This is a genomic window from Achromobacter xylosoxidans (assembly GCF_002192695.1).
GTDB lineage: Bacteria > Pseudomonadota > Gammaproteobacteria > Burkholderiales > Burkholderiaceae_B > Achromobacter > Achromobacter xylosoxidans_C.
Genome location: NZ_MTLG01000085.1, coordinates 14,659 through 39,508, shown reverse-complemented (window position 1 = coordinate 39,508; position 24,850 = coordinate 14,659). Strand labels below are relative to the sequence as shown.

At 66.2% G+C, this 24,850-nt stretch carries 25 protein-coding genes and 4 tRNA genes; 13 read left to right on the top strand and 16 right to left on the bottom strand.

Going from position 1 to position 24,850, the window contains the following annotated elements:
- Nucleotides 1-4: 4 nt before the first annotated feature.
- Entirely contained in the window at nt 5-895 is an 891-nt protein-coding gene (locus BRO63_RS21260) for a GntR family transcriptional regulator (protein WP_088141708.1), read from the top strand.
- Nucleotides 896-962: 67 nt separating this feature from the next.
- On the opposite strand, the gene BRO63_RS21255 is transcribed toward BRO63_RS21260, so the two are convergent.
- On the bottom strand, nt 963-1,631 hold the full coding sequence (locus BRO63_RS21255; RefSeq protein WP_088141707.1) for a FadR/GntR family transcriptional regulator: 669 nt from the start codon (nt 1,629-1,631) through the stop codon (nt 963-965).
- Nucleotides 1,632-1,819: 188 nt separating this feature from the next.
- Between BRO63_RS21255 and BRO63_RS21250 the strand changes: the two genes are divergently transcribed.
- Together BRO63_RS21250 and BRO63_RS21245 are read left to right on the top strand one after the other, a co-directional pair.
- On the top strand, nt 1,820-2,689 hold the full coding sequence (locus BRO63_RS21250) for a fumarylacetoacetate hydrolase family protein (protein ID WP_088141706.1): 870 nt from the start codon (nt 1,820-1,822) through the stop codon (nt 2,687-2,689).
- Nucleotides 2,690-2,748: 59 nt separating this feature from the next.
- On the top strand, nt 2,749-3,720 hold the full coding sequence (locus BRO63_RS21245) for a tripartite tricarboxylate transporter substrate binding protein (protein WP_088141705.1): 972 nt from the start codon (nt 2,749-2,751) through the stop codon (nt 3,718-3,720).
- Between the two features lie 39 nt (nt 3,721-3,759).
- Here the strand turns inward: BRO63_RS21245 and BRO63_RS21240 are convergent, their stop codons facing one another.
- The 5 genes from BRO63_RS21240 to BRO63_RS21220 are packed head-to-tail and all read right to left on the bottom strand — an operon-like array spanning nt 3,760 to nt 8,741.
- Nucleotides 3,760-5,256, bottom strand: coding sequence for a class I adenylate-forming enzyme family protein (locus BRO63_RS21240; RefSeq protein WP_088141704.1), 1,497 nt, complete (start codon nt 5,254-5,256; stop codon nt 3,760-3,762).
- Nucleotides 5,257-5,265: 9 nt separating this feature from the next.
- Nucleotides 5,266-6,000 carry a CoA-transferase subunit beta gene (locus tag BRO63_RS21235; protein WP_088141703.1) on the bottom strand — a complete coding sequence of 245 codons (735 nt, stop codon included), beginning with the start codon at nt 5,998-6,000 and terminating at the stop codon, nt 5,266-5,268.
- A complete protein-coding gene (locus tag BRO63_RS21230) occupies nt 5,993-6,826 on the bottom strand; it encodes a CoA transferase subunit A (RefSeq protein ID WP_088141702.1) in 834 nt (277 codons plus the stop codon). Before BRO63_RS21230 ends, BRO63_RS21235 begins: the two co-directional genes overlap by 8 nt.
- A gap of 26 nt (nt 6,827-6,852) precedes the next feature.
- Complete coding sequence (locus BRO63_RS21225; protein ID WP_088141701.1) at nt 6,853-7,575, bottom strand: enoyl-CoA hydratase/isomerase family protein; 723 nt, start codon at nt 7,573-7,575, stop codon at nt 6,853-6,855.
- Nucleotides 7,572-8,741, bottom strand: coding sequence for a CaiB/BaiF CoA transferase family protein (locus tag BRO63_RS21220; RefSeq protein ID WP_088141700.1), 1,170 nt, complete (start codon nt 8,739-8,741; stop codon nt 7,572-7,574). Before BRO63_RS21220 ends, BRO63_RS21225 begins: the two co-directional genes overlap by 4 nt.
- A 284-nt stretch (nt 8,742-9,025) precedes the next feature.
- Here BRO63_RS21220 and BRO63_RS21215 point away from each other — a divergent pair, with 284 nt between their 5' ends.
- Both BRO63_RS21215 and BRO63_RS21210 read left to right on the top strand, forming a co-directional pair.
- The gene (locus BRO63_RS21215) at nt 9,026-9,994 is read left to right on the top strand and encodes a tripartite tricarboxylate transporter substrate binding protein (RefSeq protein ID WP_088141699.1); all 969 of its coding nucleotides are present in this window, start codon (nt 9,026-9,028) and stop codon (nt 9,992-9,994) included.
- A gap of 11 nt (nt 9,995-10,005) precedes the next feature.
- Nucleotides 10,006-11,637 carry an FAD/NAD(P)-binding protein gene (locus tag BRO63_RS21210; protein ID WP_088141757.1) on the top strand — a complete coding sequence of 544 codons (1,632 nt, stop codon included), beginning with the start codon at nt 10,006-10,008 and terminating at the stop codon, nt 11,635-11,637.
- Here BRO63_RS21210 and BRO63_RS21205 read toward each other — a convergent pair.
- The 3 genes from BRO63_RS21205 to BRO63_RS21195 form a co-directional block, all read right to left on the bottom strand.
- The gene (locus tag BRO63_RS21205; RefSeq protein ID WP_088141698.1) at nt 11,546-12,310 is read right to left on the bottom strand and encodes an IclR family transcriptional regulator; all 765 of its coding nucleotides are present in this window, start codon (nt 12,308-12,310) and stop codon (nt 11,546-11,548) included. The genes BRO63_RS21210 and BRO63_RS21205 overlap by 92 nt on opposite strands.
- Before the next feature lie 61 nt (nt 12,311-12,371).
- On the bottom strand, nt 12,372-12,998 hold the full coding sequence (locus BRO63_RS21200) for a cysteine dioxygenase family protein (protein WP_088141697.1): 627 nt from the start codon (nt 12,996-12,998) through the stop codon (nt 12,372-12,374).
- Nucleotides 12,999-13,145: 147 nt separating this feature from the next.
- On the bottom strand, nt 13,146-13,757 hold the full coding sequence (locus tag BRO63_RS21195; protein WP_143219495.1) for a hypothetical protein: 612 nt from the start codon (nt 13,755-13,757) through the stop codon (nt 13,146-13,148).
- A gap of 186 nt (nt 13,758-13,943) precedes the next feature.
- Here BRO63_RS21195 and BRO63_RS21190 point away from each other — a divergent pair, with 186 nt between their 5' ends.
- From BRO63_RS21190 to BRO63_RS21180, 3 genes are all read left to right on the top strand, one after another.
- A complete protein-coding gene (locus BRO63_RS21190) occupies nt 13,944-14,546 on the top strand; it encodes a helix-turn-helix domain-containing protein (protein WP_088141695.1) in 603 nt (200 codons plus the stop codon).
- A 101-nt stretch (nt 14,547-14,647) separates the two neighbouring features.
- On the top strand, nt 14,648-14,896 hold the full coding sequence (locus BRO63_RS21185; RefSeq protein ID WP_173150359.1) for a hypothetical protein: 249 nt from the start codon (nt 14,648-14,650) through the stop codon (nt 14,894-14,896).
- Nucleotides 14,897-15,099: 203 nt separating this feature from the next.
- Nucleotides 15,100-15,330: a DUF3079 domain-containing protein gene (locus tag BRO63_RS21180; RefSeq protein WP_088141693.1), complete on the top strand. Its 231-nt coding sequence runs from the start codon at nt 15,100-15,102 to the stop codon at nt 15,328-15,330.
- A 102-nt stretch (nt 15,331-15,432) separates the two neighbouring features.
- Here the strand turns inward: BRO63_RS21180 and BRO63_RS21175 are convergent.
- Nucleotides 15,433-15,509: transfer RNA gene (locus BRO63_RS21175), tRNA-Arg, on the bottom strand.
- A gap of 323 nt (nt 15,510-15,832) precedes the next feature.
- Between BRO63_RS21175 and BRO63_RS21170 the strand changes: the two genes are divergently transcribed.
- The 3 genes from BRO63_RS21170 (at nt 15,833) to BRO63_RS21160 (ending at nt 18,921) form a co-directional block, all read left to right on the top strand.
- The gene (locus BRO63_RS21170) at nt 15,833-16,522 is read left to right on the top strand and encodes a DUF3313 domain-containing protein (RefSeq protein WP_088141692.1); all 690 of its coding nucleotides are present in this window, start codon (nt 15,833-15,835) and stop codon (nt 16,520-16,522) included.
- 81 nt (nt 16,523-16,603) lie between these two features.
- Entirely contained in the window at nt 16,604-18,046 is a 1,443-nt protein-coding gene (locus tag BRO63_RS21165; protein ID WP_088141691.1) for a DUF1254 domain-containing protein, read from the top strand.
- 98 nt (nt 18,047-18,144) lie between these two features.
- Nucleotides 18,145-18,921, top strand: coding sequence for a hypothetical protein (locus BRO63_RS21160; protein WP_088141690.1), 777 nt, complete (start codon nt 18,145-18,147; stop codon nt 18,919-18,921).
- Between the two features lie 80 nt (nt 18,922-19,001).
- On the opposite strand, the gene BRO63_RS21155 is transcribed toward BRO63_RS21160, so the two are convergent.
- From BRO63_RS21155 to BRO63_RS34015, 3 genes are all read right to left on the bottom strand, one after another.
- Nucleotides 19,002-19,078, bottom strand: a tRNA-Arg gene (locus tag BRO63_RS21155).
- 128 nt (nt 19,079-19,206) lie between these two features.
- Nucleotides 19,207-19,283, bottom strand: a tRNA-Arg gene (locus BRO63_RS21150).
- Between the two features lie 82 nt (nt 19,284-19,365).
- Entirely contained in the window at nt 19,366-20,160 is a 795-nt protein-coding gene (locus BRO63_RS34015) for an IclR family transcriptional regulator domain-containing protein (protein WP_179215172.1), read from the bottom strand.
- Nucleotides 20,161-20,256: 96 nt separating this feature from the next.
- Here BRO63_RS34015 and BRO63_RS21135 point away from each other — a divergent pair, with 96 nt between their 5' ends.
- The gene (locus BRO63_RS21135) at nt 20,257-21,138 is read left to right on the top strand and encodes a TauD/TfdA dioxygenase family protein (protein WP_179215171.1); all 882 of its coding nucleotides are present in this window, start codon (nt 20,257-20,259) and stop codon (nt 21,136-21,138) included.
- A gap of 23 nt (nt 21,139-21,161) precedes the next feature.
- Entirely contained in the window at nt 21,162-22,124 is a 963-nt protein-coding gene (locus tag BRO63_RS21130) for a Bug family tripartite tricarboxylate transporter substrate binding protein (RefSeq protein WP_088141688.1), read from the top strand.
- Nucleotides 22,125-22,131: 7 nt separating this feature from the next.
- Here the strand turns inward: BRO63_RS21130 and mnmH are convergent, their stop codons facing one another.
- The 3 genes from mnmH to BRO63_RS21115 all read right to left on the bottom strand — a co-directional run bounded on the left by mnmH (nt 22,132) and on the right by BRO63_RS21115 (nt 24,780).
- Nucleotides 22,132-23,193: a tRNA 2-selenouridine(34) synthase MnmH gene (gene mnmH / locus BRO63_RS21125; RefSeq protein WP_088141687.1), complete on the bottom strand. Its 1,062-nt coding sequence runs from the start codon at nt 23,191-23,193 to the stop codon at nt 22,132-22,134.
- A gap of 141 nt (nt 23,194-23,334) precedes the next feature.
- A tRNA-Ser gene (locus tag BRO63_RS21120) sits at nt 23,335-23,427 on the bottom strand.
- 87 nt (nt 23,428-23,514) lie between these two features.
- A complete protein-coding gene (locus tag BRO63_RS21115) occupies nt 23,515-24,780 on the bottom strand; it encodes an aspartate kinase (protein ID WP_088141686.1) in 1,266 nt (421 codons plus the stop codon).
- Nucleotides 24,781-24,850 lie beyond the last annotated feature (70 nt).

Sequence of the window (24,850 nt, the reverse complement as noted above, 5' to 3'; positions counted from 1 at the left end):
TCCCATGGCGCCCGCCACGCACGACGCATTGCCCGTACTTGACCGCTCCGGCGATATCCCGCTGCACGCCCAGGTGGCGACCCTGCTGCGCGGATACATCCGCACGAACAAGCTCGCGGCCGGCGCCGTGCTGCCCAGCGAGGCGGCGCTGTGCGAGCGCTTCGGCGTGGCGCGCAGCGTGGTGCGCCAGGCGCTGGCGGCCCTGGCCACCGAAGGCCTGATCCAGCGCGAAACCGGGCGTCCCGCCAGCGTGGCGGCGCCCCAGGAACACCGCCGGCTGGTGCAGCGCTCCACCGGCCTGTACGAGCAGTTCGCGCAATCCGGCGTGGCCTTGCAGACCCGCGTGCTGGCTTTCGAGCGCGCCGAACCTCCCGCCGACGTCGCCGCCTTCTTCGGCACCACGCAGTTGCTCATGCTGGAGCGCCTGCGCCATGTGGCCGACGCGCCGCTCGCCTACGTGCGCACCTGGCTGCCCGCGGGCGCCGTGCCCGGCCTGCGCGCCGAGGACCTCGCCGACGCCTCCCTGCACGGCGTGCTGACGCGGCGCTTCCGCCTGCGGCCGGGCGCCGGGCGCAACCAGATCCGCGCCGTCGCTGCCGACCAGGCGTTGGCGCAACTGCTGGGCACCCAAGCCGGCACGCCGTTGCTGATGCTGCAAGGCCAGGGCATGGACCAGCATGGCCGCCCCCTGGAGTGGTTCACGACCTGGCACCGCGCGGAACAACTGGTGTTCGACGTGGCCGTCAGCATGGGCCATGAAAGCGTGCAGCCCCGGCTGCAGACGCCCGATGCGCCGGCCGAACCCTCGCCCCAGGGACACGACCCGCTGACGCGCGCCCAGGCCCTGGTGGCCGAACTTTCCGCCGAACTGGCCCGGCTGCGCGGGCAGCCCTGAGGCGCTTGTTCCGCGGCGGCCGGCCTTGCCCCGGCCGCGCCGCAAGCTCCGCACCCAGCCGGCGCGGCTAGCCCAGCAAGTTGTCCCTGACGTGCAGCAGATGGCGCCGCACGGCCTCCATGGCCCGTTCGGCGTCGCGGTCATGCAGCGCGTCGACGATCTCGCGATGCTCCACCTGATAGGCCTGGCGCCGCTCGGGCGTCAGGCTCTTGCGCTTCAGCGCGCCCCAGGTCGCTTGCGAGCGCGCCGCCGTCATCAGCGCGAACACTTTTTCGATGAAGAGATTGTGCGTGGCCGTGGCCATCAATTCGTGCAATTTGGCGTCCCAGATCTCGAACGCTTCGAAGCTGTCGGCGGCCTCGGCCCTTGCACAGGCATCCTGCATGGCGGCGAAATCGGCCGGGCTGCCATGCTGCACCACCAGCGCCGCGATGGCCGGTTCCAGCACCAGCCGCGCCGCCATCAGTTCGGCCGGGCTGGTGGACAGCACTTCGGCGCGCAGCTGCCCTTCGGCCTGCGCCAGCGGCGTCTGCGGATTGGCGTAGGTGCCGCTGCCCACGCGTTGCAGGATCAGGCCTTCGTCCTTCAATTCGGCCAGGGTGCGGCGCACCGTCGAGCGGCTGATGCCGAACTGTACGCTCAAGGCGCGTTCCGTGGGCAGGCGATGGCCGGCGGGCCAGGCGCCGGATTGCAGATTTTCGATGATGACCGCGCGCAAGGCGGAGGCTTTGTCCATGGACTGTCCCAGAATGGCTAGCGGCCAGATGATACCAAAACAGACCAATAAGCCGTAAGAAACCTAGCAATTCTGTTAGGAAAGTTGGTTTATTTGGTATATCCTCTCCCGAAATTGGGCCTGAATATCTGCCCAATTGGTATTTTTTGGTATTAAACAAGGGCGGCCGGACCGCTCAGGGAGCAAGCATGAAGATTGCAGTATTCCGAATCCAGGGCGAGCGCCGCATCGGCCTGGTTTCCGACGACGGCGGCAGCGTGACCGCCTTGGACTTCCCGCGCGAACTCGCAGCCGCCGGCGCGCTGACCGCCGTGGAATGGCTGGCCGAGGGCCGCGCCTTGCCGGGCAAGACCGGCTCGTCCTACCGCTGGAACCAGGTGGAGCATGAAGCGCCCCTGCCGGCGCAGCGGCGCAACCTGTTCTGCGTCGGACGCAACTACCACGCCCACGCCAAGGAACTGCGCGACTCCGTTTTCAAGGACAACGACGCCAATCCCGAATCCTGGCCCATCGTGTTCACCAAGGTGCCGCAGACCGTGGTCGGCCCCTGGGCCGACGTGCAACTGCCCGTGGGCGTCTCGGACAAGATCGACTACGAAGCCGAACTGGCGGTGGTGATCGGCAAGGGCGGCCGCAACATTTCCCGCGCCGAGGCCATGAGCCACGTGATCGGCTACACGGTGGTCAACGACGTCACCGCGCGCGACGTGCAGATGCGCCACCAGCAATGGGATCTGGGCAAGTCCTTCGACACCTTCTGCCCCATGGGCCCCTGGCTGGTGACGGCCGATGAGCTGGACGGCCAGAAGACCCGCGTGCGCTGCTGGGTCAACGGCGAACTGCGCCAGGACGGCAATACCGAGGACCTGATCTTCGACATCCCCACCCTGATCGAAACCTGCTCGCGCGGCATCACGCTGTATCCGGGCGACGTCATCGCCACCGGCACGCCGGCCGGCGTGGGCCAGGGCCTGAACCCGCCTCGGTTCCTCAAGCACGGCGACGTGGTGCGGGTGGAAATCGACGGCATCGGACATATCGAAAACCGCTTCGTCTGAGTACAAGCCCCGGAATGAACACGGGGCGGCTCGGCAGCAAGAAGCACAAGGAGTGAGACATGAATCTGCGTTGCACCGGGGCGGCCGCGGCCGCCTTGCTGTGGCTGGGAGCCGCGAACGCGCTGGCTGCCGGCTACCCTGAACGTCCCGTGACCATGGTGGTGCCCTTCCCGCCCGGCGGCGTCGCCGACACCATCGCGCGGCCGCTGGCCCAGGCCATGGGCGACAAGCTCGGCCAGGCCGTGGTCATCGAAAACAAGGGCGGCGCGGGCGGCGCCATCGGCATCGGCCAGGCCGGCCGCGCCAAGCCCGACGGCTACACGCTGCTGATGAGCCTGTCGTCGATTTCCATCCTGCCCGCGGCCGACCGCCTGCTGGAACGCAAGCCGGCCTATCAGCTGGACCAGTTCGTGCCCATCGCGCGCATCACCGCCGATCCCACGGTGCTGGTGGTGCGCGCGGACGCGCCGTACAAGACGCTGCAGGAATTCGTCGACGCGGCGAAGAAGCAGTCCGGCAAGTTCAGTTACGGCTCTTCCGGCATCTACGGCACCATGCACGTGCCGATGGAAATGCTGCAGAACGCGGCCGGCATCAAAATGATGCACGTGGCCTTCACCGGCGCCGGCCCCGCGGTGCAGGCGCTGGTGGGCGGCCAGGTCGATGCCCTGGCCACCGGCCCGTCCAGCGTCATGCAGCTGATCCAGGCGGGGCGCGTCAAGGCGCTGGCGCATTGGGGCGACGGCAAGCTCGACAGCCTGCCGGACGTGCCGTCCTTCAAGTCGCAGGGCTATGACATCAGCTTCGTGCAGTGGTCGGGCGTATTCGCCCTGGCCGGCACGCCGCCAGCGGTCGTCGAAAAGCTGCGCCAGGCGGTCAAGGAAATCGCCAACAACCCCGAGCTCCAGGCCCGCATCGCCGGCACCGGCAGTCCCGTGCAATACCTGGACGCGCCGGCCTTCGACGAGTACTGGAAGAAGGACTCGGCCTCGCTGGAAGTCGCGGTCAACCGGATCGGCAAGGTCGAATAGCCCAATGGGACGCCCGGGATTCTGGAGCGTCCCGCCGGTTCATGAACGCAGGCTGGCGGGCGCAAGCTGCCGCGCCAGCGCCTTGCGGTCGACCTTGCCCACCGCGTTCTCGGGCAGGCGCTCGATCCACAGCACCTCGCGCGGCACGTAGATGCGGCCCAACCGCGCCAGCACCTCGGCCTGTATGCCGGACGCATCCGGCGCGGCCTCGCCCGCGCGCTGCACGAAGATCACGGGCACTTCGCCCAGGTCCTCGTCGGGCGCGCCCACCACGCAGCAGGCGGCCACCCCTGGCAGGCCCGTCACCACCCCTTCGATCAGCGCCGGCGAGATGTTCTCGCCGCCGCGGATGATCACGTCCTTGATGCGGCCGGTGATGCTCAGGTAGCCCTGCTCGTCGAAACGCCCCAGGTCGCCCGTGCGCAGCAGCTGCGGCGCGCCGGCATCGGCGCTGTCCACGCCCACATAGCCCAGCATCAGGCTGTCGCCCGCGATGCAGATCTCGCCTTCGCCGCCCGGCGCGGCCTCGCTGCCGTCCGGCAGGCGCAAAGTCACGCTCTGGCCGGCCAGCACCGTGCCGACCGACCCCACGCGGCGCGCGGCGGGCGGGTTCATGGTCGAGGTGCAGGTGGCTTCCGACAAGCCGTAGGAGACCACCAGCGGGCAGCCCAGGAAGGCTTCGATGCGCCGGTGCAGCGCTTCGGTGATGGGCGCCGAACCGCAGCGCGCAAAGCGCAACGCGGCCAGGCTTGCGGGGTCGAACTCCAGTTCCAGCATGCGCGCGTACATGGTGGGCACGCCGGTAATGAGAGTGGGCCGGAACGCGCGCAGCAGGCCCGGCATGTCTTCGGCCCGGAAGCGCCCCGCCAGCGCCACGCAGGCGCCCGCCAGCAGCGGCGCGAAGACCTGGTTGTTGAGCGCATTGGTGTGATGCAGCGGCATCACGTGCAAGAGCCGGTCTTCCGGCGTCAAGCCGGTGTGCGCCAGCACCCCGCGCGCATTGTTGGCCAGCCCGCGGTGGCTCAACAGCACGCCTTTGGGATTGCCGGTGCTGCCGGAGGTGAACAGCAGCAGCCCCGCATCGCCGGGCGCGGCCTCATCGCTGCCCGTCCAATCCAGCGGGCCTTGCGCCACGGCGGCGGCGTCCAGCAGGCGTGCCGGCGCCAGGCCGCTGGCCCGGGCCGTGGCCGCGTTGGCCGCGTCGTGCAGCAGCCAACCCAGGCCCACCGCCGCCACGCGCCTGGCGGTTTCGGCGTCCGACAGGCGCGGCTCCAGGGGACACGGGCAGGCGCCCGCCGCCATCACGCCCAGGATCGCCAGCACCTGCGCCTGCGACCGCTCCATCGCGATCGCCACCCGGCTGCCGCGCGCCACGCCGGCGGCGCGCAAGCCGCCCGCGATGCGCCCGACCTCGCGCTGCAGGCCGGCATACGTCAAGGCGCCGTCCGCGGTCAGGATGGCGGGCCGCCCGGCCCATTGCGGCTGGCTCCACAGGCGCGCGAACGCGGCCACCAGCGTGGCATCGGCGATCGTCATGGCGATCTCCTAGCGCAGCGCGACGGCGGCGTCGCGTTCGAACTGCCCGTCGGGGTCCAATTCGCGCAAGGCGCGCGCCTCGGCCGCGCTAGGCAGCGCGGAAGGCTCGGCGCCCGTGGCGTCGAATTCGAAACCCGTGCGCTCGCGCACTTCGGACAGGCTGGATTCCGGATGCCAGGACTGCAAAGCCAGCCGGCCGTCGCGCTTGACGAACACGGCGATCGGCGTGACCACGCCGTGGAATCCCCCCCAGGATGTCATGAAGTCCAGCTTGGGCACGAAGGTGCGACGCGAGTGCTCGGTGCGCCAGGTGCAGGCGCGCCTGGCCGTGGGCAGCATCACCGCGCCGCCCCCGCCGCCCGGCAAGCGCACCTTGGGCTCATGCCAGTCGCCGATGCAGGAGTTGTTGGCGCAGCCCGCGCCGTCGATCTGCGCCGCGCCCAGGAAGGTCAGGTCCATGCGGCCACGCGTGCACAAGTCGTAGAAGTCTTCGTTGGAGAAGATCGACGCGGTGTGCTCGGCCAGCACCGGATCAGAACTGGAGATCGGCACATGCGAGGGCCGCGGATTCACGCCGCCGGCCACGTTGATGTAGACGAAGTCCCAATCGTAGGCGCGCTTGGCCAGCAGGCAGGCCAGCATGGGCAGGGTGGAATTCACGCCGCTGAAGGTGATCTCGTCCGGCCGGATGAAACGCGCCAGATTGGTGACGATGTAGGAAAAACCCGACCATTGCTCAGCCATGCTGCACCTCCCGCGCATCGGGCGCCGCAGCCATGTGCGCCTGCAGATCGCTGTGTTTGTCCATGTACGCTTCCACCGCCGGATAGTCGATGGCGTAGTCCGGCCAGCAAGACCCCGGCCATGCGCCCTGCGGCGCCACGGCATAGGCCTGCACCATGAAGAACGGCACCAGCGTGGATTCCGGATTGGCCTCGAACACCGCGCTGTCGACCACCTTCTCGGCCACCACCAGAACGCTGCCCGCGGCGCGCGACATGATGCGGTCCCAATGCGCGGTGCCATGCACCCGCACATTGCCCAGCGCGTCCACCTCCGACACATGGATCACGGCGAAGTCCGGCCGGATCGCCGGCACCACCCAGGTCTTCTGCCCGCTGCCGTAGGGATCGTCCAGGCACTTCCAGCCATTGAGTTCGGGCAGGCCGCTGCCATGCAAGCCGCCGCAAGGCTGGAACGGCACGCCGAAGGCCGCCGCGCGCAGGCCGGCCGTGAGGCTGGCGCACGCGTGTTCCTCCAGTTCGATCTCGCGCCGCTCCACCGCCTTGCGGTACCAGGGCGCCAGGCCGAAGTTCCCTTCCATGGCGACGATGCCCGCGCGCACGCGGCGCAGCGCGCCCGCGCGGCACAGGATGTCCACGTCGTAGCCTGGCGACTGCTTGACCAGTTCCAGGTCGCGCCGGCCCTGCCGGATCAGTTCGCGCACGAAGGCGAACGGTCCGCGGTGCAGGAAGCTGCCGCCCAAGGCGATCGATGCGCCGTTGGGCACCAGCGCCGCCAGCTCCGCCAGCGTGCACTGCTTGTTCTTCTGATTGAAACCCGATGCCATGATGTCTCCTGCCTGTTTTTTTACGGTCAGCGCGCCTGCAGATACGCGGCCACCCGTTCCTTCAATCCCGGCTGGGCGGCGGAGCGCACCAGGCGGGCAAGATCGATGTCGGGCGTTTCCGCCGACAGCGCCGCATACAGCTGGACTCGGCTGGCGCGGCTCAGCGCTGACGCGGCGTCCAGCGCCTCGCGTTCGACGGCAGGCCAGTCTTGCGCATCGGCAAGTCCGCTGGCAAAGCCGTCGCGCAAGGCTACTTCCGCGCTGAACGTGGCCGCCTGCTCCAGCACCGCGCGCGCCCGCTCGGCGCCGACCAAGGCCGCGTAGCGGCGCGTCCCCAGCACCAGGCCGAACTTCAGTCCGGGCATGCGGAACGTGGCGTCGGGCGCGCTGACGCGCCACTTGCAGGCGCCGAACAGGTCCACGCCCGCGCCGAAGTTGCGGCCATGCGCCAGCCCCAGCGTCAGGCACGGCGACGCCGCCAGCCGCTGCAGCAGCATCTCGATGCGCACGAAGCGCAGCAGCAGGTCGCCTTCGCTCTGCTCCTGCCAGCCGCCGAAGTCGAAGCCCGCGCTGAAGTTCTTGCCCTCTCCCTTCAAGACAATGAGCTTGGCGCCGCCAGTCTCGGCCGCGTCCAGCGCGGCGATCAGCGCTTCCACCAGTTCGGCCGACAGGGCATTCATCTTGTCGGGCCGCGCCAGCGTCAGCACGTGAGCCGCGCCCTGTGTATCGATGCGCAGGACCTCGCTCATGCTGCCGTCTCCCGCTTGCCGGCGCGCAGCGCGCCCAGCACTTCATCGTTGTGTTCGCCCAGGGCCGGCGGGCGGCGGCGCAAGGCCGTGGTCTGGCCGTCAAAGCGCACCGGCAGGCCGAAGGTGCGCGTGCGCACGCCGTTGGGCAGGTCCACGGGCTGCACCCAGCCCATGTGCTCCACCTGCGGATCGGCCAGCACCTCGGAATAGGTGTTGATGGGCGCGCAAGGCACGCCCGCCGCGCGGAAACGCGCCAGCCAGGTCTGCGCGTCCTCGGCTTCGAAGATCGCTTCCAGGATCTCGCGCAACGCCGTCTGGTTGCGCGCGCGGGCGCTGGTATCGGTAAAGCGCGGATCGGCCAGCAGGTCCTCGCGGCCCACCGTTGCGCAGACGCCCTTCCACAAGGCCTGGTTGCCCGCCGCCATGCCGAAGTAGCCGCCCTTGCAGCGGAAAGCCTGATACGGCGCGTTGCGCGGATGGGCCGACCCCAGCTTGACCGGATCCTTGCCGCTGCCGAAGAACTCCGAGGTCTGCAGGGCCGCGATGCCCAAGGTGGCGCCCAGCATCGGCACGTCGATATGCGTGCCCTGCCCGCTGGCCTGGGCCGCGCGCAAGGCCGATGCAATGGCGAAGGCGCCGTACAGGCCGGCCGAAAAGTCCGCCACGGGCACGCCGCACTTCACGGGTTCGCCACCCGCTTCGCCGGTCACGCTCATGATGCCGCTCATGGCCTGGATGGTCAGGTCGAAGCCGCCTTCCTGCGAACGCGGCCCCGACTGGCCGTAGGCCGAGATCGAGCAATAGACCAGTTTGGGATTGGCGCAGCGCAGCTGCGCATAACCCAGGCCCAGGCGATCCATCACGCCCGGCCGGTTGTTCTCGATCAGCACGTCGGCGGACAGCGCCAACTCGCGCGCCAGGGCCAGGTCGCCGGGGTCCTTCAGGTTCAAGGTCACCGAACGCTTGTTGCGGTTGAGCGACGCGAAGTTCTCGCTGTAGCCGTCGGAAATGGGCGGCCAGCTGCGCAGCGTGTCGCCGCCTTCGGGGTTCTCGATCTTGATCACGTCGGCGCCCATGTCCGCCAACAACATGCCGCAAAAAGGCCCCGCCGCGACATTGCAAATCTCCAGCACCGTGATGCCGGCCAGCGCCGAACTGGGTGTCATGTCTGACCTCTCGTTATGAAAATTCAATATTTGGGACAAAGAAAACACTATAAGAGCTGGCCTTCAAGACTGGCATCATCCAGCGCATCTCTGGCTCACGCCTGCACTTTTTGGCGTCAATCCTAGTGCATTCCCTAGGTGATGTGCTTAATTGTTGACCAGCATAGCACCGTGTGGAATTCTAAGTAAATCATTTATTGAAACTTGAGTCCTATATTTTAGGATTTTAATAAAGGACCGCGACGCTGCATGTGACGGTCCGCACCGACACCAAGGAGACTTCCATGAAGAAAATGTGGCGCATTGCCCTGACGGGCATGGTGCTGGCTTTGGCAGGCGGCGCGGCCGCGGCCGACAACTGGCCGGCGAAACCCGTGCGCATGGTGGTCCCCTTCCCGCCCGGCGGCGCGACCGACGCCGCCGCGCGCATCTATGCGCAGCACCTGGGCGACTACCTGGGGCAGAGCGTGGTGGTGGAAAACAAGGCGGGCGCGGGCGGCGAGATCGGCGCGGAGTACGTGGCCAAGTCGGCCGCCGACGGCTACACCCTGCTGATGGGCGCCGTGGGCAGCCACGCAATCCATGCCGCCATGCCCGACAAGCCCGGCTATGACTTCGGCACCGCCTTCGTCGGCGTGTCGATGGCCACCAGCATGCCCATGGCCGTGGCGGTGAACAGCAGCAAGATTTCCGCGAAGAACGTGCAGGAGCTGATCGCCCTGGCCAAGAGCAAGCCCGGCACCATCACCTTCGGTTCCGCCGGCCCCGGCACGTCCCAGCACATGGCCGGCGAACTCTTCCAGGTCGTCACCGGCACCCGGCTCATGCACGTGCCCTACCGCGGCAGCGGCCCCGCCATCACCGACCTGCTGGGCGGGCAGATCGACATGGTGATCGAAACGCTGCCGGCGCTGCTGCCGCAAGTCGCGACCGGCAAGATCCGCCTGCTGGGCGTCACCACCGCTACCCGCGCCACGGCGCTGCCCGACCTGCCCACGCTCACCGAGCAGGGCGTGAAGGACTACTCGGTCGCGACCACCTACGCGCTGCTGGCTCCCGCGGGCACGCCGCCCGCCGTGGTGGAGAAGCTTTCGGCCGGCATGCAGAAGGCGGCGGCCATGGCTTCCGTGCAGCAGGCCGCGCAGAAGCTGGGCGCCGACGCCGTCGCCACCACTCCCGCCGACACCAGCCGCGTGCTCAAGCAGGAAGTCGCCCGCTGGGCCGACGTGGTGCGCTTGTCGGCGGCCAAATGACGGCGCCCGGCATGACACCTTCCCCGCCCGCGGCGGACCTGGCCATCGTCGGCGGCGGCTCGGTGGCCGTCAGCCTCCTCTATCAATTCCTGCTCTCGCTGGAACCGTCCGCCGGGCGGGCGCTGACGATCGCGCTGTTCGAGCCGCAGGCAGAACCGGGCGCGGGCGAAGCCTACCAGGAGGATCTGCCCAGCAACCTGCTCAACATTCCCGCCGGCAACATGTCGGCGCGGGCCGATCACAGGATGGATTTCGTGGACTGGCTGCGCGCCCAGGATCCCGCCTGGCTGCGCGCGCAGGGCGCGGACTCGATAGCGCCGGCGGACTTCCTGCCGCGCCCGCTGTTCGGCGCCTATATGCGCGCAGTTTATGAACGGGCTTGCGGGCTCGCCCGCAAGCTGGGCATCACGCTCACGCATGTGCGTGGCCGGGTCCGCCGCGTGGCGCCGCTTCCTGGCGGCGGCGCGCGGGTCGAAGCGGAGCCGAATTCGACCTGCCTGGCGCGTTACGCCGTGCTGTGCAACGGCAACCTGCCCTCGCAGGCGTTTCCGGAATTGCGCGATGCGCCCGGCTACTTCAACAGCCCCTACCCGGTCCAGGCGCTGACCGGCGGCATCGCCGCCGACGCCCCGGTCTGCATCATCGGCACCAGCCTGAGCGCCGTGGACGCCATCGCCGCCTTGCGGCAGGCGGCCCATCGCGGCCCCATCCTGTGCGTATCGCGCAATGGCCGCCTGCCTTCCGTGCGCAGCCCTCAAAACCGCACGCCAGATGCGCTGCAACAACTGAGTCCCGAGGGCGTTCCGCGCCTTGCCGCCAGGCATGGCGGCGCACTGTCGCTCGAAGCCATTGCCACGGCCCTGCGCGAGGAAGTGCTGGCGCTGGGCGGCGGCCTGGACGCGGCGGACGTGTTCGGCATGGCGGGCGACGCCCGCGCCGCGCTGGACGCAGAGATACAGCGGTCCGAGCGGGCGGCGCGCCCGTGGCAGGCGGTGGCGGCCGCGACCAATGCGGCCGTCGACCTGATCTGGCATCTCCTGCCGCGGGCCGAGCGCGATCGCTTCCAGTCGCAATGGCGTTCGCTATGGATGGCGCGGCGCGCCACCTTTCCGATGCGCAATGCGCTGAAGCTGCAAGCCCTGTTCCAGAACGGCCAGCTGCAGGTCTGCGGCGGTTATCTGGACAGCCGCCACGACAGCGCCAGCGGCCTGTTCCATACGCGCTTGCGCGACGCGGCGGGCGCCGTCTGCACGCACGCCAGCCGCTATCTGATCAATGCCACCAGCTTCTCGGTGGACACGCCGCGCACGCAGGATCCGCTGGTGTCCGCGCTATTGCGCGAGGGCCATGCGCAGCCTGATCCCCAGGGCGGCCTGGCGCTGGACTATGCCACGGGATGCCTCAAGAACGCCGCAGGCGGGATCGAGCCGGATATCTCGGTGCTGGGCAGCCTGGCAGGCGGCACGTACTTCTGGACCACGTCCATGGACGTCAATGCGCGTCTGGCCCGCGGCCAGGCTCAGCGCATCGGCGCGGCGCTGGCGCGGTCCGCTACTGGTCCAGATAGCCCCGGCGATAGCCCATCCCTTGCGAGATGGACTGGGCACAGGCAGCCACGTCCGGCGCCAGCTGCTTCATCCTAGCGGCGCTCAGGCGGTCCAGCGGACCGGAGATGCCGATCGCGGCCACGGGCTGGTCCAGGCTGTTGAACAAGGTCACGGCCAGCCCGCCCACGCCTTCGCGCCATTCGCCCCGATTGACCGCGTAGCCGGTGCGGGCGATCTTGCGCAGCTCGTCCTTCAAGAGCGGCATGGACACGATGGTCGAGGGCGTGTGGCGCACGAGCTTGTCGGCGTAGCGCTCGACGTAGCCTTCCGCCTGGTAGGCCAGCAGCGCCTTGCCGGTCGCGACGGCATAGGCCGGCGCGCGTCCGCCCACCATCGAGTAGGCGCGTATGGGCTGGGGACTGTCGATCTTGTCCACGTAGACCACGTCGAAACCGTCGAGCACGGACAGATGCACGGTTTCGCCGGTCTGGTCGGCCAGCGTGCGCATGTGCGGCGCGGCCAGCTTGCGCACGTCCAACTGGGCCAGTTGGCGCGCCGCCAGCTCGAACAGCCGCACCGCGCCGCGATAGCCGCCGCCGTCATCGTCCTTGGTCACGTAGCCTGCATGTATCAGCGTCTGCAAGGTGCGGTGCGTATTGCTGCGGGTCAGCCCGACCCGGGCGGCCAGCGCATCGATGGTGCGCGGCGGATTGTCCACGTCGGTCACCGCCTCCAACACCATCAGACCTTTTAGCAGCGTCTTGTCCATTGTTTATTTTCCTAATATTTAGGACAAGAAAATAGCATGGGACGCCGCGCGCGAACAGGCCCTAGCGTGCGCCCCCGGCAATGGCGGCCCGCACGGCTTCCGAGCGGTCCCACAGGTTCGGCAGGCTGGCCGATGAATACCCGGACACGAAAGGCTTGGCCTGCCCGGTTGCCGGATCGTACACGTGGCGCGACACGGCGCCGATGTTGCCGCCGTAGAGATGCACGCTGATGGATACGCGATCCGCATGGGCGTTGGACACGCGGTGGATGTCGCCTTCGGCCGGGGACAGGCGCTCCACGTCGCCCGGCTGCAAGGTAGTCGCCGCGCCCGCCGGCGCGATGCTGCCGTCCTGCCCACGGGCATAACGCTGATTGACCTCGGCCCCGCGCAGCATGCCGACATAGCCCCAGACCTCATGATCATGCACCGGCGTGAACTGGCCTGGTCCCCACACGAAACTCACCAGCGAAAACCGCTCCAGCGGATCGCAATGCAGCAGGTACTGCTGGTAATACTGCGGATGGGGAGCGGTACAGGCCTCGGGCAGCCAGTCGTCATGGCGCACCAGATCGGCGAACGCGGCCTGCAGTTCCGGGGTCTGCGCCAATCCGGACGGCGTGGCCATGCGGGTCGCGGTGGCGATGAAGCGGCGCAGCCTGTCCAGGCCGCCTTGGGATTCGGGCATTGCGTCTCTCCGTGAATTCTGGAAATCCCAGATTGGAAAAACAGTATCCACGATTCAGGAAATATCCGCAGCCTTGCCCCTGACGCCGCCCAGGTATTCGCATCAAACTTTTCTTGCCCCGACTGGTCGCCGGCGAGGGCTTCGGCCTCACCACTTGCAGCCCCGATCCGTAACGGTATCGGCCAATAGAAACGGCAAGGCCAGCAAGCCCATGTCCGCATGCGCGTTCTTGCACGGCGGCCGCGCGCTCTTGGCGATGCCGCGCGCAATCTCGGATTGTTCGGCCCGCGCCTTGGGTCCCAGACGCACGACGGGTTCGCCGCGAGCGCGCGCCATGCCCGCCGCTTGCGCATCTTCGGGACGCCAACCGAAATCGCGGGTGGCGGCCGGAGCGCCTGACGGTGGCGCGGGCGCCCTGTCCTGCGCAGCGGATGGCGCGGGCGCCCTGCGCGGGCCGGCTCGTTGCCCCGGCGTCACGGCCGGCGCCGGCGGCGTGTCCACGCGTCCAGGTTGAGCAGGCTCGGCGCCGGACGCGGGCATGTTCTTCAGCTCTTGTTCCTGCGGCGCGGGCGGCGCCTTGGCGGTCAGCAGATCCACGAAGAATGGCGCTTGCGGCGCCTGCGCGGCGCGCATGCCCGCGGGCTCGATCCGTTCGCGCCACCACAGTCCCGCCACCACCGCATGCAACGCGCATGACGCCAGCACGGCCCACCAGGCCGTCCGCCTCGCGCGCGGCCGCGCATCCACGGCCAAAGACATCTGCGACACCCGGACAATACGCCCCAGACACGGGGCAACGCGGCGATGATAGCCCTGGACACAGTGAAGATTTGTGAAGATGTTGAGGGTTGATGTGGCGCACAATCATCGACTCGAGCCTGGCGAGGGGAAACCCCAAATCCCACCACTCGCCCCCCGGGATACAGTGGCGGCATAGGCTAGTCCGTGGAGATTATCATTCCGTTTTCCTGGAGACTTCCCGACGTGTTTGTGCGCTCGCCGGACGGTGTCTTGCACCGTGTGGTGCGCCACGCCACGACCGCGGAAACCATCGCCCAACTCGAGAGCATGCCCAGCAACTATCACCTGGACTGCGAATGCATGCTCGACAACGGCGAAACCCTGCACTGGATCGGCGACAACCAATATCGCCAATTGAACGGCGGCGCCATTTTCACCGCCGAAACCGCAACCACCACCCCGCGCGGCGATTCCCGCAAGAGCGCTGCCGCCAAGAGCAGCCTGCGCGATCCCCGCGGAAAATCCGTCCCGCGCAAAATACCCGCGCAAGGGCAGAGTCATTTACCATTAGCTGTCGTCAATCTAAAAACCGGCAACGACTGGAGCCTGATACGCGCCTGGCGCGAGCATCTCAAGATCAGCACCGCTGATATGGCTGCACGCCTGGGCGTCGATCACTCCATCTATATCGAACTGGAAAGGCCGCGCCCGCGGCCCAGGCAGGTTATCCTGGACCGCGTATCCGAAGCCCTGGGCGTCACTCCCGACCAGCTCGACGATTCATTGTTTGGAGGGCACGTTCATTAGCGCCCGCGACGGGAACATCGATCTTCCCGCCCTGGCGCACTGAAATGCCCGAACGACTTTGGCGCCGTATATCCAATGGCCCGCGCATGGAGGTATCGCATATGCTCGGCACCGCAAGACGATTGACCGACGTCCTCGCCACCGCGCCGGACGGCACGCTCTACCGCATTGAACGATTCGTCTCGGACCCTGACGCGTACTCCGCGCTGGGCACCTCGCGCTTCGATCCAAAGACGCATTGCATATGCCGCACCAGCACGGGCGAAAAAGTCTCGTGGCTGGGCGGACAGACCTACCGGCTGATAAAGAGCGGCACCTCCCTCACGGCGGTGGACCGACGACGCCACTAGGCGCATGGGGCCGCCGCCGCGCATGCCGCGGTGAGCGCCCCTCCCCCACTTCTCCAACGCCGCAGCCCCGCGCACCACCGTGCGCGCGGGGCGCTCGCGCTTGCGCCAGATCAAGGAATTTCCTGGGCGCCCGGCAGTACGCTGGATGCATACAACGAAAGATCGGCGCCGCAGCGGCGTCCCCCAGTCAGCAGGCATCCGGCATGGCCAAGAAGTTTCCCTTGCACCCCAAGCACCCCGAACGCATATGCTGGGGCTGCGACCGCTATTGCCCGACCGATTCGATGGCCTGCGGCAACGGCTCCGGCCGCACCATGCACCCGGCGGAGACGCTGGGAGACGATTGGTACATGGTCGGAGACTGGGGCTTCGACGAAGAGAAGGACAAGGCCCGGGGCCAAACCCCGGCCACGCAGCCGACGCCAACGCACTGACGCGCAATGCGCTCGATCAATCGGCGCCGCAAAACAAAAAGGCCTTTGATACGAGATCAAAGGCCTTTCCATTTTCTTTCTTCGTAGTCCAAGCAAGAAGCTTGGCGCGCCCGGCAGGATTCGAACCTACGACCCCCTGGTTCGTAGCCAGGTACTCTATCCAGCTGAGCTACGGGCGCTCCGAAAGAGGCGTGTTTATACCATGGAAAACAAGGGCCGCGCAAATCGGACGAAGCGAACGACCCTGCCCGCGTCGACCCAACGGCTCGTGGCGAGCCCGCGCCACGCGATTGCTTCCACAAAACGCGTGCAAAGAAAATAGTCTAGAAAGCCCGGTTCACCCGTCTGCATTGCGAAACTCCGGCATTGGAAAAATAATTGGATTCCTGTGCATTTAGGTCATAACATGCGCTCACGAGCGGAAAGCAGCTTTTGCACGGGACCTCTCGCCGACGCCTGCAGTCGGGGCTCTTCTGCCCCATATCTGTCAGAAGGAACTTGCATGAACATCAAGAATTCCTCGGGCGCGCTTGTTCTGGGCCTCGCAGCCGCCCTCCTGGCCAGCGGCTGCTCCACCGGTCCGAAAACGACGGAATCCGGTTTCCTGCCGGACTACTCGCTGCTGCACCAGGCCCCCGCGCCCGACGGCGGAACCCGCCTGGTGTACCTGAACCCCAATTTCAACGCCTCCCGCTACAGCGCGGTCTGGCTTGATCCCGTCGTGTATTACCCGGAGCCCCAGCCTTCCGCCGACGTCTCCATGGAAACCCTCACGGAGATCCGCAATGCGGTCAACGAAACGCTGCGGCGCAAGGTTGGCGAGCAAGTGCGGCTGGTCGATGGCGCCGGACCTGGCGTCGCCCACATACGCATCGCCATCACCGCGGTAGGTACCTCGGAGCAGGCGTTGCGAGCCTACCAGTACATTCCCGTCGCGTTGGTAATGACCGAGGCCCGCGCCGCCATGGAAGGAGGCATGGCTCGCAACGCCAGCGTCGCCATCGAGTCGCGGGTCACGGACAGCATGTCGGATGAATTGCTGTATGCGTCGGTGCGGGGCGGCACGGGTGAAAAGGTCGCCAACGCCACCCAGGGCGCGGGCGGCGTCCGCCTCTCCAAACTGCAACCGCTGATCGATGAATGGACCTCGGGCGCAGCCCGGGAAATCGGCAAGTACGTACGACAACGTTAGAGCAAGGCATCTCGCGGCACAGTCTGGCCCGTGCCGCGGCACTTCGTGATTTTCAACCCATGAGTCCGTTGGAGTGATCCTATGAAGCTAACACGCCGCACATTGAACGCAGGTGGTCTTGCTCTGCTCGCAACCAGCGCCCTGGGCGCGGCCGCCCGGGCCGCCGATGGCCTGATCGCCGACCTGCCCGAAGGCAACGAGCAGTTCGGACTGGCCACCGATGCCTACATCTATGCCTATCCCCTGGTGACGATGGAAATGACCAGAAGAGTCATTACCAACGTTGCGGAACCCAAGGGCACGCGGGCGCCGATGGGGCACCTCATCAAGCTGCGCCAGTATCCCGACGCCAAGTTCCGGGACGTGACCGCGCCGAACGCCGATACGCTTTACACCACGTCCTTCTTCGATGTCGGCGACGAGCCCTGGGTCGTCAGCCTGCCGGACATGAACGGGCGCTACGCGCTATTTCCGATGCTGGATGGCTGGACCACGGTGTTCGACGTGCCCGGCAAGCGCACCACGGGCACGGGCGCGCAAACCTTCGTGGTCAGCGGCCCCGGATGGGAGGGTTCGGTTCCGCAAGGCATGGTCCAGTACAAATCCCCCACCAGCATCGTCTGGCTGCTGGGCCGCATCTACTGCACCGGCACGCCGGAAGACTATGCGCAAGTCCACAAGCTGCAGGACGAAGTGAAACTCTGTCCCTTGAGCGCATGGGGCAAGGACTGGACTCCGCCCGCGGGCAAGGTCGACCCTGCAATAGACATGAAGACCGCGGTGCGCGAGCAGGTCAACAACATGGACGCGGTCGAGTACTTCACCTTGTTTGCACAGCTGCTCAAGCGCAATCCGCCCAGCGCTGCCGACGCGCCCATCGTCGCAAAGATGGCCGCGATAGGCATCGTGCCAGGACAGGACTTCGACAAGAGCCTGCTCGACCCCGACGTTGCGAAGCGCGTCCCGCAGGTGGGCTTCGGACGCATCATGACGCACTTCAAGTCCAGCGGCGGCGACATCCAGGACGTGGATGGCTGGGGCTTCACGACCAAGACGGGCATATACGGCACCAACTACCTCCAACGGGCGCTGGTCACCGCGATCGGCCTGGGCGCCAACCGCCCCCAGGACGCCGTTTATCCCACGTCCCTGAAGTCAGACACCGGCGCCATCAAGCGCACCTACAACGGTTCGGAGAAGTACGTGCTGACCTTCAAGAAGGGGCTTACGCCGCCAGTGTCGGGCTTCTGGTCGCTGACGATGTATGACGCGCGGTACTTTTTCGTCGACAACCCGCTGAACCGCTACTCGATCAGCGCGCGCCAGCCGCTGAAGGCCAAGCCCGACGGCTCGATCGACCTGTTCATACAGCATGAATCGCCCGGACCGGACATGGAGTCGAACTGGCTGCCTGCGCCCAAGGGCCCATTCATCCTGATGATGCGTCTTTACTGGCCCAATGAAAGCAACCCGTCGATCATCGACGGCTCCTGGACCATCCCTCCCGTAAGACGGGTCACCTGATACCTGGGTTACGCCGCACCGGCCCCTGGCCGGTTTTGCGCTCACCGCAGGCGTGATGGATGCGATTCATCACGCCTGCCGTTTGGGGAGGGTTTGCAATGAAAAAGAAAATCATGGGCTGCCTGATCTGCGGGCTGCTGCAAGCCGGGACTGCGCTGGGCGCCGAAGCGGAGCCCGCTTCCGCAGCGGGTACCGTGCCTTCGAACGAATGGCAATTCTCGGTCACGCCCTACTTCTGGGCTGCCGGCCTCTCCGGCAAGGTATCCCATTCGCGCTCGCCCGTCATCGATATCCACTCGGACTTCGACGAGCTGTTCGACAACCTCGACTTCGGCGCGATGCTCATCGGCGAGGCGCGCAAGGGACGCTATAGCGTATTCGGCGACCTGATCTACACCAAGATCGGCGCACAGGGAGATACGCCGCGCGGCATCCTGGCCTCCAGTGCGGACGTAAAGGCATCCACGTTCGCGGGACTGCTCGGCGTCGGTTATTCCTTGCTGGAAAATTCACCGCATCAGCTGGACGTCGTCGCAGGCCTGCGCGTCTGGTCGGTCGACACCGACATCACACTCAAGGGCGCGCACCTGAACGGCAGAACGCGCAGCGACGGCGCCACCTGGGTCGACGGCCTGGTGGGCGTGCGCGGAAACTACATGCTGAGTTCGAAGTACTACATCACCGGCTGGGGCCTGATCGGCGCGGGCGGCGCAGAAGCGGATTGGGATGTGGGCCTGGGTCTCGGCTACAACTTCAGCAAGAATGTCTCGGCAGCGATAGGCTATCGCGCAGTGGGCGTGGACTACAGCAGCGGCGGCTTCAAGTTCGACGCCGTGCTGCAAGGGCCGATGGCGGGCCTGACGATCCGCTTCTAGATGGCGGCGCAAAACAAAAAGGCCTTCGATACGAGATCAAAGGCCTTTCCATTTTCTTTGCTGTATTGGCCAAGTGAACTTGGCGCGCCCGGCAGGATTCGAACCTACGACCCCCTGGTTCGTAGCCAGGTACTCTATCCAGCTGAGCTACGGGCGCTCCGGCAAAGAGGCAAAATTATATCAGAAAAATCTTGCCGTTTTTACTGCTCTTGCAATTCAGACGGGACATTCAGTCTCGTTGTTTAACTCAACACCGGTCGATTAAAACCAATGCGGAATCAAACTTGGCGCGCCCGGCAGGATTCGAACCTACGACCCCCTGGTTCGTAGCCAGGTACTCTATCCAGCTGAGCTACGGGCGCATTTGCGTTTAAAAGCAAGCCTTGAATAATAGCGTTATTTCATGAAGCGCGCAAGTCGAGTGGCTATCCAAAGCATGATGATTCACACCAATGCCTTGCTGATCTGATCCGCGGTGTCGCGCAGTTGCGGCAGAAACTTGCCGACAATCTCGTCGCGCTCGTGCCTTGCCAGGTTCAGGCTGGTCGTCAAGGCAGCCACCACCCGCCCCCTCTCGTCCTTGATCGGTACCGCCAACCCGCAAATGCCCAGCTCCAGGTGTTCGCTGGCCAATGCGTACCCCGTTCTTGCCGCGTCATCAACTGCCTGACGCAAGGGCGCGGCCTCGACCAAGGTGTACTGCGTATGCCGCGCGAATGGGGCCTTGGCGATGAAGGCTTCGCGCTCCTCGACGCTTACTCCCGCCAACAGCACATGTCCGCTCGACGTGGCATGCGTGGGCAGGCGTTCGCCCACGCCCAGACGCCGTGAAAGCGGGCTCGGCATTTCCGCGCGTGCCACATAGACCACGTCTGCCCCGTCCATCACCGACACCGTGCAGATTTCGCCCGTCTCGCGCATGAACTCCTCGACCGCATGCCGCGCGATATCGCGCCAGGACAGCGACGACAGGTAGGCATAGCCCAACTCAAGCACAGCCGGCGCCAGGCTGAACTTGCGCTCGTCGTTGCGCGCATAGCCGAGCGTCACCAGCGTGTACAGCAGCCGCCTGGCGCCCGCCGGCGTCAGGTTCGCACGTTCCGCCACTTCGCTCAGCGTCAGCGCCTGATGGCCAGGCCCGAACGCTCTGATGACGGCCAGGCCGCGCGCGAAGGCCTCGACGAACTGATCGCTGCCCTTGGGTAAACCCCAGGTTCGTTCGCTCGGATTATTGGGCATGATTATTTCGATATAAGAAATATTTTTCGATAGTCGAAAAATAATAGCACGCCAGTCGGCGCATTTGCATAGATGGCATGCCATCGGAGGAATCGAATGATGGAAATCACCCCCGTCCACGCCGGCTTTGTCGCCGAAGTGGCCAACATCGACTTACGGACTGCCTTGCCGGCAGACGACATCGAGGCGTTGCGCGACGCCCTGGATCAATTTGCAGTGCTCGTGGTGCCAGACCAGCCGCTCGACGAAGCCGGGCAGATGGCCATCGCGCGCCATTTCGGCCCCCTGGAAACGTCGGTAGGCGCGTCGGTTTACAACGCCCATCGCCCCCGCAGGCTGAACCATGCCGAACTCTCCGACATCTCCAACCTCGATGAACGCGGCGGCATTCTCGACCAGGGCGACATCCGCCGCCTGATCAATCTCAGCAACCAGCTCTGGCATACCGACAGCTCCTTTAAGCGCACACCCGCCAGCGTGTCCTTGTTGTCCGCCCAGGAAATTCCGCCCGTCGGCGGCGCCACCGAATTCGCCGACATGCGGGCAGCATGGGATGCCCTGGACGAAACGCGACAACAACGCCTGTCCCCGCTGATTGCGGTGCACGACTACTTCCACTCTCGCGGCCTGACCGACTTCGACGTGGGATCGGCGCCACCCGCGTGGCGCGAACTCCAGCCGCCGGTGCGACAGGTATTGGTGCGCCAGCACGTCGCCACCGGACGCCGCTCCCTGTACATCGCATCGCATATCAGCGGCATAGAAGGGATGGACGACGACGCCAGCCGCGAACTGATAGACGAGCTCATGGCTTTCGCCACCCAGCCGCAATTCGTCTACCGGCACCGCTGGCGCGCCAACGACCTGGTTCTTTGGGACAACCGCTGCACCATGCACCGCGGCGCCGGCTTCGACGAGAAGTACCGCCGCTCGATGCGCCGCGCAACGGTGCAGGACATCGGCCCGACCGTCGCCTGAACCCACACCATCGAGATCCCAAAATGTCCAACACGATGAAGCAACTGGCCGCGGCGTTCGCCATGGCGGCCGCCTGCTTGAACGCCAGCGCCGCATTCCCCGACAAGCCGATCAATATGGTGGTGCCATTCGGCGCCGGCTCGGCAACCGACACGCTGGCGCGCGGCGTCGCCAAAGGCCTGAGCGAAAGGCTGGGCCAACCCGTCACGGTGGAAAACAAGCCCGGCGCCGGCGGCGGCATAGGCGCCGCGTATGTGGCCCGCAGCGCGCCCGACGGCTATACGCTGCTGATGGGCACCAACGGTCCGATGGCGGCCAACGCCAGTCTCTACCAGCATTTGCCTTATGACCCAGTCAAGGACTTCGCGCCCGTCGCGTTGATGGGCCGCCTGCCCATGATCCTGATCGGCAACAACGGCGCACAGGCAAAGACGCTTCCGGAACTGGTCGCCGCAGCCAAGGCGCAACCCGGCGCAATCAATTTCGGCGCCAGCAACACCACCGCGCGAGTCTGGGTGGAACTGCTCAAGCGCATGGCGGGCATCGACGTGACGACCGTGCTTTACAGCAATGTCGGCGGCATGATGACCGACCTCATGAGCGGACGGATCTCCTACGCCTTCGAGAACGTCGGCCCCTCATTGCCGCAGGTCGCCGCGGGCAAAGTCCGCGCCCTGGCCGTGACCGCGCCGCAGCGCGCCCCCTTCGCCGCCGACATTCCGACGGTGGCCGAGAGCGGCCTGGACCAGCATGAGCTGGTGGTGTGGTTCGCGATGTTCGCACCGCGCGGTACGCCTGCCTCCGTGGTCGAGCGCATCAATGCCGAGGTCAATCAGGTGCTTGCCACCGCCGAACTGCGGCAACTCTCCTCGCAGATCGGAATGACGCCAGCCGGAGGCAGCCCTGCGGATCTCAAGACCTACCAGGAAGACGAAGTGAAGAACTGGCGCAAGCTGGTCGACATGACCGGCGTGCGCATCGATTGAACGCGGCTCAGGCGCTGCCCGCCCCATCCAGCCGCGCCAGCAGCGTTCTCGCCTGCTCCACCACGTCGTCATCATTGGGCCGGAACTCAAGCCGCAGCGCTTGCGGCAATTGCGTGAAATGCGCATGGCAGCTGCGCGCATAGGCCGGATCGTAGTGCCGGTCTATGAGTTCCTGCGCCAACTCGGCGCGCGCACCGTTGTCGACCAGGACCAGCCAGCCGTTCACGCGCTCGCGGCTATGCAGGCCGATCATGCGCTGAAGCTGCGCCTTGAGCGTTGCGGGGTCGTCAAACAGATGCGCGTAGTCCTGCTGCAGAAAGGCCGCACGGTCCTCGCGGCTGGAGCGGACCTCGATGCAGGGACTCGCATGCACCGCCGCCAACAGCGCGGCGGGCAAGGCGACCGCGCCGATCTTGCGGCTTTCCGCCTCGACGAACACCGGCCGCGATGCATCGAGCGCGCGCAGGCTCTGCGCCAGCCGCGTGTCGAAGCCCTTTTGCGAGGGCTGCGCGACACCAGCCCAGGCGCCCAGCAATGACCCGCGATGCGCGGCCAGCTGCTCCAGATCCAGCGTCTGCGCGCCGGCCTGCGCCAACGCGTTCAGCAAGCGCGTCTTGCCGCTGCCGGTGGGCCCGGCCAGCACGACATAGCGCAAGCCCGCGGGCAGACTATCCAGCGCCTCCAGCGTGGCCTGGCGGTAGGTCTTGTAGCCGCCGTCCAGCTGCCGCGCGCGCCACCCTATCATGTTGAACATCGTCGTCATCGAGCCGGAGCGCGTGCCGCCACGCCAGCAATAGATCAGCGGGCGCCAGCCCTGGCGCCGATCGGCGAAGGTAGTGTCCAGATGCGCGGCGATATTGCGCGCCACCAGCGCCGCGCCGACGCGCGAGGCCTCGAAGGGGGAGACCTGCTTGTACAGCGTGCCCACCACCACGCGCTCTTCATTGCTCAGCACGGGCGCATTGATCGCGCCGGGAACATGGTCATCGGCGAATTCGAGCGGCGTGCGCACGTCGATGACTTCATCGAAATCGTGCAACCGGTCTAGCGTGGCGAGCAGGTGTTTCAAGGGATCCGCGCCTGGAAGGTAATCAGCGATTTTCTCATGCGAGGCAGGCTCGCCGCCGCGCCCATGAAAAAACCCGCAACCACTTGCGTGATTGCGGGTTTTTTATCTCCGGTGCTGACCGAAGCCAGATCGGAGAGAATCTGGCGGAGATGGTGGGATTCGAACCCACGATGCAGTTTTTAGCCACATACTCCCTTAGCAGGGGAGCCCCTTCAGCCTCTCGGGCACATCTCCGAAGAGAACGAGATTCTAGCACGACTTTTTTCACTCTTGCCCGCTATTGGGCATACATCGCAAAAAAAATCGTGCCGGAGTCTTATATCAGGCCTTTTCGCCGGGAGCCTGGTCCAGGCCGAAGGCCTTGTGCAACGCGCGCACGCCCAGTTCCATGTACTTGTCGTCGATGATCACCGAGGTCTTGATCTCGCTGGTGCTGATCATCTGGATGTTGATGCCTTCTTGCGAAAGCGTCTGGAACATCAGGCTGGCCACGCCCACGTGCGAGCGCATGCCGATGCCGACGATGGAGACCTTGGCGACCTTTTCGTCGGTGGACAGTTCACGCGCGCCCACGGCGGGGATGACTTCGCGCTTGAGCAAATCGACGGCGCGGGCGAACTCGTTGCGGTTGACCGTGAACGAGAAGTCGGTCGTGCCAGCCACGGACTGGTTCTGCACGATCATGTCGACGTCGATGTTGGCGGCGGCGACCGGACCCAGGATGGAGAAGGCGATGCCGGGCTTGTCCGGAACGGCCAGCAAGGTGATTTTGGCTTCGTCGCGGCTGAAGGCGATGCCGGAGACAACGGCGGCTTCCATTTTTTCGTCTTCCTCAAAAGTAATCAGCGTGCCCGAGACCATTTCTTCTGCGAGCGGGATAAGCGGGTCGGTCAACGAGGACAGGACCCGGACCGGCACACGGTATTTGCCGGCGAATTCAACCGAACGGATCTGCAGGACCTTGGAGCCCAGCGACGCCATTTCCAGCATTTCCTCAAAGGAAACGACGGCCATGCGGCGCGCTTCGGGCACCACGCGCGGATCGGTCGTGTAGACGCCGTCCACGTCGGTGTAGATCAGGCATTCGTCGGCCTTGATGGCGGCCGCCACGGCCACGGCCGAGGTGTCGGAACCGCCACGGCCCAGCGTGGTGATGTGGCCTTCGGGGTCGACGCCCTGGAAGCCCGTGACGATGACCACGCGGCCGGCGTCCAGGTCGGCGCGGATGCGCTCGTCGTCGATCGACGTGATGCGCGCCTTGGTGAACGACGAATCGGTGCGCACCGGCACTTGCCAACCGGCATAGCTGCGCGCCGGCACGCCTTCGGCCTGCAGCGCGATGGCCAGCAAGCCGCTGCTGGCTTGTTCGCCGGTGGCGGCAATCATGTCGAGTTCGCGGCTGTCGGGCTGCGGCGTAATCTCGCGCGCCAGACCGAGCAGGCGATTGGTCTCGCCTGCCATCGCCGACGGAACAACGACAACCTGGTGGCCGGCAGCGTGCCACTTCGCGACGCGACGCGCCACGTTCTTGATGCGCTCGACCGAGCCCATCGAAGTACCGCCATATTTGTGAACGATCAGGGACATCTCGTACTCTGGCTGGGAACCCGCCGCAAAAGGTTGACGGGCAAAGCCGTATATTCTAGCGCGGCGGTAA